Source organism: Pseudomonas saxonica (assembly GCF_007858365.1).
In the GTDB taxonomy this organism is placed as follows: Bacteria; Pseudomonadota; Gammaproteobacteria; order Pseudomonadales; family Pseudomonadaceae; genus Aquipseudomonas; species Aquipseudomonas saxonica.
Map to the genome: position 1 here is coordinate 1,384,938 of NZ_VFIO01000001.1, position 12,231 is coordinate 1,397,168.

Below are 12,231 nucleotides of genomic sequence, written 5' to 3' on the forward strand. Positions count from 1 at the left end.
CCTTCGCCCTCAGGGAGAGTGGGCTGATCGGCGGCGTAACAGATATTTGCTTTCGCCTTTAGTCCCTTCGCCCTCTGGGAGAGGGAGCTGAGCGGAGGCGTAATACATATTTGCTTTCGCCTTTAGTCCCTTCGCCCTCAGGGAGAGGGAGCTGAGCGGAGGCGTAATACATATTTGCTTTCGCCTTTAGTCCCTTCGCCCTCAGGGAGAGGGAGCTGAGCGGAGGCGTAATACATATTTGCTTTCGCCTTTAGTCCCCTCTCCCTCTGGGAGAGGGTTAGGGTGAGGGGCTTTTGATCCAATACAAATAAGGACATGAAGATGGGCCCATGGCTCGACAGCATCACCGGCTGGCTCACCGCGAACCCACAATGGCTGGGCCTGGCGGTATTTATTGTGGCGTGCGTGGAATGCCTGGCAATTGCCGGGATCATTGTCCCCGGCACGGTCTTGCTATTCGCCATTGCCGTCATGGCCGGCAGCGGGGCCCTGTCTTTAGGCGAAACCCTGCTATTGGGCTTCCTCGGCGGCTTGCTCGGCGATGCGGTGTCTTACTTTCTGGGCAGACGCTTCCACCAGAACATCCGGCGCTTGCCACTGCTGCGCACCCACCCCGAGTGGATGAACGGTGCCGAGAGCTACTTCCATAAGTACGGCATCGTCAGCCTGTTGGTGGGCCGTTTTATTGGCCCGCTGCGGCCTATGCTACCCATGGTCGCCGGCATGTGTGACATGCCAATCCCTCGTTTTATCGGCGTCAGCTTGCTGGCAGGCGCAGGGTGGTCCGTGGCTTATCTGCTGCCGGGCTGGGCCACCGGCGCGGCCATTCGCCTGCCACTGCCCGAAGGCTTCTGGCCGCAGGCTGCCATCGTTGCTGTAGGCCTGTGCGCACTGCTGGGGCTAAGCATCAATGCCAGCATTCGCCGCCAACCCAAAGCCACACTGCTGATTGGCGCATTAAGCCTGACCTTGCTACTGGCTGTATTCATTGGCTACCCGTACATGACGGCGTTCGATCAAGGCATCAACGCGCTGGTGCAAGAGCATCGAAGCAGTGCCATGGACACCGCTGCGGTACTGGTGACACTAATCGGTAACTTCCGCACGCAATTTCTAGCAGCCGCGCTGGTATGTGTGATTTTGATGTTCACCCGGCAATGGAGAGCGATGTGGTTTTTTGGTGGGGTGACACTGGTGACCGCGCTGACCAACACCGCCACCAAGCTCTTCTTTGCGCGGGTGCGCCCCGAAGTGCTGATAGATCCCTTAACCAGTTACAGCATGCCAAGCGGTCACAGCTCGGGAGCCTTTGCATTTTTTGTCGCGCTGGCCATTCTGGCAGGACGTAATCAGCCGCAACGCATGCGCGTGACGTGGGTGTTACTGGGATGCTTGATGGCGATCACGATTGCGATGTCCCGAGTGTACCTAGGTGCACACTGGCCGACCGACATCACTGCCGGAGCGCTACTGGCCATCACCGTCAACGCCTTCGCACTGGCCCTGAGCCAGCGGTTTATGCCGCTGGAGCCCGTCCCGCAAAAAATCTGGTGGCTGATCTTGCCGTCAGTGACCGCGCTCTACGGCTTTTTTATACTGGGGCACCTGTCCAAAGAACTGCTGCGTTACGCCTATTAGCGTTCGGCAAGCCGCTCATCAATTGAGCATCTCGCCCTGCATTTCATCGAGCAGAACCTGAATGCCGTCCAGACGCTGCTGCGGGTCATTGACCAGCAGCAGCTCCAGCTTGTCCTCTTCGGTAAAGGGCAATAGATACGCCAACTGATTGGCCAACGATTGCTGCCCCGCCACTTCCGTGTTCATGTTCAAGGCAGCCACCATAGGATGCTCGGCCAGCGCCTTGAGCAACGCCAGCAAGTCCTGGTCTTCTTCGGACAGAGGCTGCTCGGGGCTCTCATCCAGCCACTCAACCTCTGCCACCATGAGCTGGTCGCGCTGAAGTTCGGTGTCCAGCACCTCAAAACGGCGCCCCCCTTCGACCCGAATCCCCAGCAAGCCATTGTCCTGACGCTGAAAATCACGGACTAACGCCTCACAGCCCACCCGGGCAATGCCTTGCGGCGCATCGCCAACTTCTTCACCTTCCAGAATGCACACCACACCAAAGCCCGTGCCCTGCTTCATGCAGCGAGCAATCATGTCCAGATAACGCGCTTCGAAGATCTGCAAGTCCAGTACGCAGCCCGGAAACAACACCGTATTCAAAGGAAACAACGGCAACTTCATAATTTTTGTTCCTACGCTATAAGGGAGACAGCCAACGGCAAAAATACGGCGGTTGCCACTCCCATCAAACTCATCGCCAGCGCCGCAAATGCGCCGCACTCTTCGCCTTCGTGCAAGGCCACCGAAGTGCCCACCGCATGCGCGGTCATACCCAGCGCCATACCGCGCGCTTCCGGGCTGTGAACCCGTAAAAGTCGTAACAGACCGGGGCCGACAATGGCTCCGATCACGCCAGTAATGAGCACAAATACCGCAGCCAGCGCAGCAACGCCACCGATTTGCTCGGCAACCAGCATGGCAATCGGAGAGGTGACTGACTTGGGCGCCAATGTCATCAACATCATATGCTCGGCACCGAACCACTGCCCCAGCAGCACCACTGACGCTGTCGCCACTACGCCTCCAATCACCAGCGTAGTAAAGATGGGCCAGAACAGCTGACGAATCCGCCGCAGGTTCAAGTAAAGCGGCACGGCCAGCGCCACGGTCGCCGGGCCTAGCAGAATGCTCAGAATCTCGGTGCTTTTACGGTACTCCACGTAACTCAAACCGCAACTGAGCAACACGCCAATGACCAGCATCATGGAAGCCAACACCGGCTGCAGGAAGATCCAGCGGGTCTTTTCGTAAGTCGCCAGCACCAATTGATAGGCACCCAAGGTAATACCGATACCAAACAAGGGGTGATGAATCACCGACTGCCAGGCGTCGTGCCATTGAAGGTTCATGGCCGCTCCTCAGGATGAGCGTGGCCTTTAAGCAAGCGCTGCATCAGTACCCCGACAAACGCCATTGAGATCAGCAACGACAGCACCAACGCCCCGGCAATCGCCCAAAAATCGGCCGCGATGTCAGCGGCATAGACCATCACCCCTACAGCAGGCGGCACCAGCAACAAGGGCAGATAGCGCAACAAACCACTGGCGGCCTGGCTTAAAGGCTCGCTCACCTGACCGCGCACTATCAAGAACACCAACAGCAGTAACAGGCCGATGATAGGCCCCGGCAATACCGGGACGAACAAGTGATTGAGGGCCGTGCCGAGTAATTGAAACAGCACCAGCCAAGTCAAACCCCGTAACAACATTTCACCTCTCCAGCGATTATTATTTTTGGCTCGGCATTATAAGCACGTCCCTTCTCGACCCGGCATCGGCTGCTCCCCGAATAAGTGCGCATGTTTCATGCGGGCCTATAGAGCCGCTTGGGTTGCTGCGGCATACTCGCAGGCCTAACTTTGCGGATCTTGCCATGCGCTCACTTGCCCCCCTTGCTTTGACATTGCTGCTGACTGCCTGCGGTGAGGGAGAGTCGCTGCTGCCCCCCGACGCACGCCTGCCTGATGGCGGACGTTATCGCGGCGAGGTGGTCAATGGGCTGTTGCAAGGCCAGGGCCGCATCGATTACCCGAACGGCAGTTGGTACGCCGGCGAATTCAAAAATGGCTTGTGGCATGGCCAGGGCGAATGGCACGCCAGCAATGGCGACGTCTATCGCGGCGGCTTCGAGCAGGGTCTGTATAGCGGCCAAGGCAGTCTGACCACCCACGACAGCACCTATGTCGGCGGTTTCAAGCAAGGCCGACGCGAAGGCGAAGGCACCCTCAAACAGGGCGAAATGACCTATCGCGGTGAATTCAAGGACGACCAATTCTCGGGCATCGGCCACCTTGAGCTCGAAGACGGTAGCCAGTACCAGGGCCAGTTCGCCCACGGCAAACCCCACGGCGAAGGCAAGCGCAGTGATGCCAGTGGCAATGAGTTCAGCGGCCAGTTCGTGAATGGCGATCTTGAAGGCAATGGCATCTTTAACAGCGCAGAGGGCGACCAATACGAAGGTGCCTTCAAAGACAACCAGTTGAATGGCAAAGGTCGCTATGAAAATGCCGACGGCGATGTCTGGATCGGTGAGTTCAAGGATGGCGCCCTGACCGGTCAGGGCGAACTCATCGGGGTCGACGGTTCCCACTATCGCGGCCAGTTCAATGAATGGCGTTTTAACGGCCCCGGCCATCTGAGCATGCCCGATGGCAGCACCTATGTTGGTGAGTTTGCCGCCGACACCTATCAGGGCCACGGCACCCTGACCTTGAGTGATGGCACCGTACTGAGTGGCGAGTGGGTAAACGGCCAGCGGGTACGCGATGCCAAAGGCGCCGTGCTGCCCGACCCGCTGGAGCTGGGGCTGCTCAATCAAGGCACCTTGCTTAATCAAGCGCTGGACGCTGTTGCCCCTTCTACCCCTGCCGTCGAGCTGTACAGCCTGGTGCTGGCCGGCGATGGCAAGCAAAGCGTGTTCAAGCGCGAAGCCGAGTACGTGAACAACATGCTGGCCAGCCGCTTTGGCAGCCGCGGCCAGATCAGCCTGATCAACCATCGCGATCATCTACTGGACCGGCCAATGGCCACCCGAGAAAATCTCTACCGCGCGGCTAAAACATTGGCTGAGCGCACTGGCCCAGAAGATTTGGTGTTTATCTACCTCACCAGCCACGGCACCGCCGAGCACCAATTGGTGCTGGAACAGCCGCGCATGGAACTTGCAGACCTGGCCGCTGACGAACTTGCAGCGGCACTGGCGCCATTGAAAAACCGCGACAAGATCATCGTCATTTCGTCCTGCTATTCGGGCGGGTTTATTCCGGCCCTCAAAGATGAAAAGACTCTGATCATGACCGCATCCAGCGCTGGTAATGTTTCATTCGGTTGTTCGGAAGAAGCCGACTTCACCTATTTCGGCAATGCGCTGTTTGCCCAGGCGCTTAACCAGACGGACGACCTGCAAAAAGCTTTCAAGTTGGCCACTCAATCCATCGCAGAACGAGAACAGGCTGAGGGTTATGAGCCTTCTGAACCCCAAATATGGGCGCCAAAAGGCGTTCTGACCCACTGGCAACGCTTACGTCAACAACAAGCAAAACAGGCTCTGCAATAAGCAAAGCCCCCTGAGCTGACTAAGCTGAATGCATCAAGGGAGACACACCATGCATTTGACACCTTCCAACATTCTGCTGGCGGGAGCGTCCGGCCTTACCGGCGAACACTTGCTTGACCGTTTGCTGAACGAGCCCACCATCAACCGTGTGCTGGCCCCGTCGCGCAAACCGTTGGCCCCCCATCCGCACCTCGAAAACCCTGTGGGCGATCCCGCCGTGTTCCTGCCCCAACTGAGCGGCAAAGTCGATGTGGCGTTTTGTTGCCTGGGTACCACGATCAAAATAGCCGGTTCTGAAGCAGCCTTCCGGGCGGTTGACCATGACATGGTGGTGGCATTTGCCAAACGCGCTCTGGAAATGGGCGCACGGCACTTGGTGGTGATCAGCGCCATTGGCGCCGACCCGGAGTCGTCGGTGTTTTATAACCGGGTCAAAGGCGAGATGGAGCAATCGCTGCGTGCTCAAGGCTGGCCACAACTGACCATTGCCCGCCCCTCGATACTGATTGGCGATCGCCTTGAACCACGACTGGCCGAGCAAATTGCCGGGCCGCTGTCCAAGCTGATTCCGGGCAAGTACCAAGGGATCGAGGCTTGCCACCTCGCACGGGCACTGTGGCGTTTGGCCCTGGAGGAACAAGACGGTACGCGGGTTATTGAGTCCGATGAACTGAGGCGCCTGGGCAAATAATCTCGCCTCACCTCGCGTAGTCGCTGCCCATCGCAGCCTCGCACCTCGTCAGCGACTACAAAAGATGCACCGTTTACAACCCGCCGGTTGCCTGAAAGCCGACGCCCAGCACCGTCAGCACTGACAACGGCAGCAGCACCGTATCAAGCAACGCGCTGGCGGGCAGATCCAGGCCGGGATAGCGCGGCGCATCCGCGCCAAAGCGCTCTTTTGCACAACACCCGCCTTGCAGCGCATACATGTCCAGCCGAGTGCCGGAATACACAACCGGGGCGCCCGGTTTGGCCGCGTCCAGCGTGCGAACACTGGCGCAACCACCGATATGCAAGGTCATCAACAACGCCAGCAGCGCCTTATTCATCGCCGCCGACATGGTGCTCACCCCAACGCGGGAGCATGTCTTGCGGGATATTCAGCAGATTGAGAATCCTGGCCACGACAAAATCCACCAGATCATCGATGGTCTGCGGCTGGTGATAAAAGCCCGGTGAGGCCGGTAGTATCACCGCCCCCATGTTCGACAGCTTGAGCATGTTTTCCAGATGGATACTGGAATACGGCGCCTCACGCGGCACCAGAATCAACTGCCGTCGCTCTTTAAGTGTGACATCGGCCGCTCGCTCAACCAGATTGTTGCACGCGCCTGTGGCAATCGCCGACAAGGTGCCGGTGGAGCACGGCACGACCACCATCGCAGCAGGCGCGCCTGAGCCGGAGGCCACTGGCGACATCCAGTCTTCCTTGCCGTACACCCGAATCTGCCCGGCAGCCGCGCCGGTGTACTCGGTCAGAAAGGTTTGCATGGCCTGTGGTTTGGGAGGCAATAGCACATCGGTTTCAGTGGCCATCACCAATTGTGCGGCCTTGGAAATCAGGAAGTGCACCTCGCGGTCTTCACGCACCAGACAATCGAGCAGGCGCAAGGCGTATTGCATGCCCGAGGCTCCGGTGACTGCCAGGGTAATGCGTTCAGGGCCGCTCATCGCAGGGCGTCCGCCAATTTACCGTGCAGGCCACCAAAGCCGCCGTTGCTCATGATCACGACATGAGTACCGGGCGTGACCTTCGATTTGACCTCGGCAATGATGGCCTCCAGCGAATCGCAGACCCTTGTCGGCACAGGGCTGCAAGCCACAGTGCCCGCAAGGTCCCAGCCCAGGTTGGCCGGTGCGTACCAGACAACATGGTCGGCTTGCACGACACTGTGTGGCAAACCTTCGCGGTGCGCGCCCAATTTCATGGAATTGGAACGTGGCTCAATCACTGCAATCAGCGGGGCATCACCGATATGCTTGCGCAGGCCATCCAGGGTCGTGGCAATGGCTGTGGGGTGATGGGCAAAGTCGTCATAAATGGTGACGCCGTGCACTTGCGCGACTTTCTCCATGCGCCGTTTTACGCTTTTGAATGCATTCAAACCGGCGATTGCCAAGCTAGGGACTACCCCCACATGACGCGCCGCAGCCAGCGTTGCCAAGGCATTCGCCACGTTATGTTGACCCGTCATGTCCCATTCAACCGTGCCTTGAACGTCGCCTTCAAACAGCACGTCAAACCGCGAGCCGTCGTCGCTGAGCAAGCGGGCTTGCCATTGCCCCCCTTCGCCTGTGGTTTGTACCGGCGTCCAGCACCCCATCTCGATCACGCGCTGCAATGCAGGCTCGGTGGTCGGGTGAATCACCAGACCTTCACTCGGGATGGTGCGCACCAAGTGATGGAATTGACGCTCAATAGCCGGCAGATCGGGGAAGATATCTGCGTGATCGAACTCAAGGTTATTCAGGATCGCGGTGCGTGGACGGTAGTGAACGAATTTTGAGCGTTTGTCGAAGAACGCACTGTCGTACTCGTCGGCTTCAACGACAAAGAACGGGGTATCACCCAGGCGGGCCGACACGGCAAAGTTCTGCGGCACACCGCCAATCAGGAACCCCGGCGCCATGCCCGCATGCTCCAGCACCCACGCCAGCATGCTGCTGGTGGTGGTTTTGCCGTGGGTGCCCGCGACGGCCAGCACCCAGCGACCTTGCAACACATGGTCGGCCAGCCATTGTGGGCCTGAAACATAGGGCAGGCCTTTGTTCAGTACGTACTCCACCGCCGGGTTGCCGCGTGACAGGGCATTGCCAATCACTACCACATCGGGTGCGGGGTCGAGTTGGGCCGGGTCGTAGCCCTGCGTTAATTCAATGCCTTGAGCTTGCAGCTGGGTGCTCATTGGCGGATAGACGTTAGCGTCGGAACCGGTAACGTGATGGCCCAGTTCTTTGGCCAACACCGCCAGAGAGCCCATGAAAGTGCCGCAAATACCAAGAATATGAATGTGCATAGTCGACCTCGTAAAACATCGGCGAAGGGTAGCGTAGGAGGGTTATTTTCGCACCTGATGATTATTGTTGAATGCTCCAGCCCTCACCCTAGCCCTCTCCCAAAGGGAGAGGGGACTGACCGTATGCATCTTCACCTTCACCGCCAATCTGCCTACTCATCCAAAGGGAGAGGGAACTGACTGCCTGCACTTTCACAATCACCCCCCATCTGCCCCCTCTCCCTCTGGGAGAGGGTTGGGGTGAGGGTGCTTCAGGATTCAACGCGCTATCCCATGCCTGCGCAGCTTGCGGTAAAGCGTGTTGCGGCTGACCCCCAACTGCTCCGCCGTCTGCGTCATGTGCCAGCGGTGCTGTTCAAGCACCCCCAACAAGGCCAACTTTTCTGCATCCTCAAGCGGATGCTCAGACAGCCTGGCAGGCGGGGCCGCGGCCTGACGAATGGCTGCCGGCAAATCATCCACTTCAATCACTGCGCTGTCACACAATGCAGCCATCGCGCGCAGCACGGTGCGCATTTGCCGCACATTGCCCGGCCACTCAAAGTCCAGCAACGCAACACGCGCGCAAGGGCTGATGGTGATGCGCTGCTCCCCCGCCTCCCGGGCCAACAAAAAGTCCAGCAACTGTGCTTTATCCGTGCGATCTCGCAAGGCCGGCAAGCCGATCTCCAAGCCATTCAACCGGTAATACAAATCTTCACGAAAAGTGCCCGCCGCCACATGCTCCTGCAAGTTGCGGTGGGTGGCACTGATGATGCGCACATTGACCGCCAGCGGCTCACCCCCAATGGGCACCACCAAGCGGTCTTCCAGCACTCTTAATAGACGGGTTTGCAGCGCAAGCGGCATATCGCCAATTTCATCCAGAAACAGCGTGCCACCATCGGCCTGCTGCAGCTTGCCCGGCATCCCCTCTTTGCGTGCGCCGGTAAAACTGCCACCGCGATAACCAAACAGCTCGCTTTCAATCAAGTTCTCGGGAATCGACGCGCAATTGAGCGCTACAAAAGGTTGGCTGCTGCGCGAGCTGGCTTGATGCACGGCCTTGGCAAACACCTCTTTGCCTGAACCCGTTTCGCCATTGACCAACAACGGCACATCCCGCTCGAACACCCGCAGCGCCCGTCGAAAATGGTGTTGCAGGCCCTCGTCCCCCAAACAGATAGCGTTCAGGCGCGGGGCAGCTTCAGGCAGCGCTTGAGCATTGACCGGCGTCGGCACACTGCGCGGCTGCCCTCGCACGACGGCAAACAGGGTGCGACCGTCGTGTGTGCGTAATGGCCAGCACTGACTGGCCTGTGCGCTGGCCCGGGAGAACAGTTCGTCACGCGGGCAGTCGAATACGCTTTCAACCCCTTGTCCGAGCAAGCCTGCGCGGCCGTTGCCCAGCAAATTCAAGGCACTTTGGTTAATGGCCACAATCACCCCGTCGCCATCAAACGCCAGCAGCCCTTCACTGAAGAGCCCCACCGCCTGCGCTTGAACATTAAAGCGCAGCAGCCACTGATGCTCGTAGTGGCGCTGGAAGTAGCTGTTTTCGATGAGCTTGGCCGAGAGATTGATCAGCGCCATGGTGTGAAACTGACTCTGGCGTGAAACCTCATGGCGGGCCGAGGACACGTCCAACACCGCCAGCAACTCGCCATGGGGATCGAACACCGGGCTTGCCGAACAGGTCAGGCCGGTGTGACGCCCCCGAAAGTGTTCGTCCTGATGAATCGTCAACGCCTGGCGCTCCACCAGGCATGTGCCGATACCGTTGGTCCCCTCGCGCGACTCGCTCCAGTCAGCGCCCAGCCACAGGCCCGCCCGCTCAAATACCTTGCGCTCAGTCGACGCCGTGACGCAGTTCAGAATGACCCCGCGAGCATCCGTCAGCAGCACCGCATGCCCGGCACCCGAAAGCTGCTGGTGCAAGCTGTTCATTTCATGCCCGGCAAATTGCAGCACCTGCTGCAAACGCTCGCGCCCCTCCAGAATTCGGCCGTGTTCAAGCACCGTCGGGGCGATGGTCTGTGCCGGATCAAGGTGGTAGTCGTCCAGGCAGCGTTGCCAGGAACGAATAATAGAGGGGTCGCAACCCAACGGACGGCCTCGGGTGACATCCAAGACTTGCCGCGCATGACGGCTTAAATCGGTGCTGTGCATTGTTATTGTTCTCCTTGCTGTCTCGGCGGTCTTGCGCTCGTCAGAGGCAAAGCTCCTCAGCGGCAACACAGATCCAGTTCAAACCGAATCCCCAGCATCCTCCGGGCACCCGAGCATTGCAATCACGAACTGACTCACCGGTCGTCGACTGTGTCACCTGTGGCACACAGTGTCACAGCGAGCGTGTCACCGTTGGCACAGCACCCGTTACTCCCGCCCACACTAAAACCTGCCAAGCCCCGGCCCGCCTGAGTCTCAGCACTATGGCCCAGCCTTTGCTGCTGAATTGGCCAGCGCTACAGCGCATCCTCCCAATAAGCACAATAAAGCCAGGAGACACTCACCATGCGTTACGCACAACCCGGTACTGAAGGCTCGATCGTCTCGTTCAAGAGCCGTTACGGTAACTACATCGGCGGCGAATTCGTGGCACCGGTCAAAGGCCAGTACTTCACCAACACCTCGCCGGTTAACGGCAAAGCCATTGCCGAATTCCCGCGCTCGACCGCAGAAGACATCGACAAAGCCCTCGATGCTGCCCACGCAGCCGCAGATGCCTGGGGCGCGACCTCGGTGCAGGCCCGTTCTTTGGTCTTGCTCAAAATTGCTGACCGCATCGAACAAAACCTCGAACTGCTGGCCATCACCGAAACCTGGGACAACGGCAAAGCGGTGCGTGAAACCCTGAATGCCGATGTGCCATTGGCTGCTGATCATTTCCGTTACTACGCAGGCTGCATCCGCGCCCAAGAAGGCAGCGCCGCAGAAATCGACGGCAATACCGTGGCTTACCACATCCACGAACCGTTGGGCGTGGTCGGGCAGATCATTCCGTGGAACTTCCCGCTGCTGATGGCCGCCTGGAAGCTCGCCCCGGCGCTGGCGGCCGGTAACTGCATCGTGCTCAAACCGGCTGAACAAACGCCACTGAGCATCACCGTGTTTATGGAACTGATCGGCGACCTGTTGCCGCCGGGCGTGCTCAACGTGGTGCAAGGGTTCGGCAAAGAAGCAGGCGAGGCGTTGGCCACCAGCAAGCGCATTGCCAAAATCGCCTTCACCGGCTCCACCCCGGTGGGCTCGCACATCATGAAATGCGCCGCCGAAAACATCATCCCGTCGACCGTAGAACTGGGCGGCAAGTCACCCAACATCTTCTTCGAAGACATCATGCAGGCCGAACCGGCGTTCATTGAGAAAGCGGCCGAAGGTCTGGTGCTGGCCTTCTTCAACCAGGGTGAAGTGTGCACCTGCCCGTCGCGGGCACTGGTTCAGGAATCCATCTACGACGACTTCATGAAAGTGGTCATGCGCAAAGTCGAAGCGATCAAGCGCGGTGACCCGCTGGACACCGACACCATGGTTGGTGCTCAAGCGTCCGAGCAACAGTTCGACAAAATCCTGTCCTACCTGGAGATTGCCAAAAACGAAGGGGCTGAACTGCTGACCGGCGGCGCTGTAGCCAAGCTCGAAGGCGACCTGGCCACCGGCTACTACATCCAGCCGACGCTGCTCAAAGGCACCAATAAAATGCGTGTCTTCCAGGAAGAAATCTTTGGCCCGGTGGTCAGCATCACCACCTTCAAGGACGAAGCCGAAGCGCTGGCCATTGCCAACGACACCGAGTTCGGCCTGGGTGCCGGCCTGTGGACCCGCGACATCAACCGCGCTTACCGCATGGGCCGCGCCATCAAGGCCGGTCGCGTCTGGACCAACTGCTACCACCTCTACCCGGCACACGCCGCGTTCGGCGGTTACAAAAAATCCGGTGTCGGCCGTGAAACCCACAAAATGATGCTCGACCACTACCAGCAGACCAAAAACCTGCTGGTGAGCTACGACATCAATCCGCTGGGTTTCTTCTAACCCATCGCCCCGTAGC

The 12,231-nt window shown here is 59.0% G+C and carries 11 protein-coding genes; 4 read left to right on the forward strand and 7 right to left on the reverse strand.

Annotated elements, in window-relative coordinates; genetic code table 11:
• The first annotated feature begins 321 nt into the window (after positions 1-321).
• Positions 322-1,638 (forward strand): bifunctional DedA family/phosphatase PAP2 family protein, encoded by a 1,317-nt coding sequence (locus FJD38_RS06460; RefSeq protein ID WP_122783233.1) that lies wholly within the window; start codon positions 322-324, stop codon positions 1,636-1,638.
• An 18-nt stretch (positions 1,639-1,656) separates the two neighbouring features.
• Here FJD38_RS06460 and FJD38_RS06465 read toward each other — a convergent pair whose 3' ends face one another.
• From FJD38_RS06465 to FJD38_RS06475, 3 genes are read right to left on the reverse strand one after another with little or no spacing between them, the layout of a single operon-like run.
• A complete protein-coding gene (locus FJD38_RS06465; protein ID WP_122783234.1) occupies positions 1,657-2,247 on the reverse strand; it encodes an LON peptidase substrate-binding domain-containing protein in 591 nt (196 codons plus the stop codon).
• Positions 2,248-2,258: 11 nt separating this feature from the next.
• Complete coding sequence (locus FJD38_RS06470; protein ID WP_146384435.1) at positions 2,259-2,975, reverse strand: LrgB family protein; 717 nt, start codon at positions 2,973-2,975, stop codon at positions 2,259-2,261.
• Complete coding sequence (locus FJD38_RS06475; protein ID WP_122783236.1) at positions 2,972-3,334, reverse strand: CidA/LrgA family protein; 363 nt, start codon at positions 3,332-3,334, stop codon at positions 2,972-2,974. Before FJD38_RS06475 ends, FJD38_RS06470 begins: the two co-directional genes overlap by 4 nt.
• A 164-nt stretch (positions 3,335-3,498) precedes the next feature.
• Between FJD38_RS06475 and FJD38_RS06480 the strand changes: the two genes are divergently transcribed.
• Both FJD38_RS06480 and FJD38_RS06485 read left to right on the forward strand, forming a co-directional pair.
• Entirely contained in the window at positions 3,499-5,181 is a 1,683-nt protein-coding gene (locus tag FJD38_RS06480; protein ID WP_146384437.1) for a C13 family peptidase, read from the forward strand.
• Positions 5,182-5,230: 49 nt separating this feature from the next.
• Positions 5,231-5,872, forward strand: coding sequence for an oxidoreductase (locus FJD38_RS06485; protein ID WP_146384439.1), 642 nt, complete (start codon positions 5,231-5,233; stop codon positions 5,870-5,872).
• Between the two features lie 73 nt (positions 5,873-5,945).
• On the opposite strand, the gene FJD38_RS06490 is transcribed toward FJD38_RS06485, so the two are convergent.
• The 4 genes from FJD38_RS06490 to FJD38_RS06505 form a co-directional block, all read right to left on the reverse strand.
• Positions 5,946-6,233: a YceK/YidQ family lipoprotein gene (locus FJD38_RS06490; protein WP_122783239.1), complete on the reverse strand. Its 288-nt coding sequence runs from the start codon at positions 6,231-6,233 to the stop codon at positions 5,946-5,948.
• Entirely contained in the window at positions 6,226-6,855 is a 630-nt protein-coding gene (ubiX, locus tag FJD38_RS06495; RefSeq protein ID WP_122783240.1) for a flavin prenyltransferase UbiX, read from the reverse strand. The genes FJD38_RS06490 and ubiX overlap by 8 nt, the downstream gene beginning before the upstream one ends.
• A complete protein-coding gene (mpl, locus tag FJD38_RS06500) occupies positions 6,852-8,201 on the reverse strand; it encodes a UDP-N-acetylmuramate:L-alanyl-gamma-D-glutamyl-meso-diaminopimelate ligase (RefSeq protein WP_146384441.1) in 1,350 nt (449 codons plus the stop codon). The genes ubiX and mpl overlap by 4 nt, the downstream gene beginning before the upstream one ends.
• Positions 8,202-8,459: 258 nt before the next feature.
• Entirely contained in the window at positions 8,460-10,349 is a 1,890-nt protein-coding gene (locus FJD38_RS06505; protein ID WP_146384443.1) for a sigma-54-dependent Fis family transcriptional regulator, read from the reverse strand.
• A gap of 345 nt (positions 10,350-10,694) precedes the next feature.
• Between FJD38_RS06505 and exaC the strand changes: the two genes are divergently transcribed.
• A complete protein-coding gene (gene exaC, locus FJD38_RS06510; protein ID WP_146384444.1) occupies positions 10,695-12,215 on the forward strand; it encodes an acetaldehyde dehydrogenase ExaC in 1,521 nt (506 codons plus the stop codon).
• Positions 12,216-12,231 lie beyond the last annotated feature (16 nt).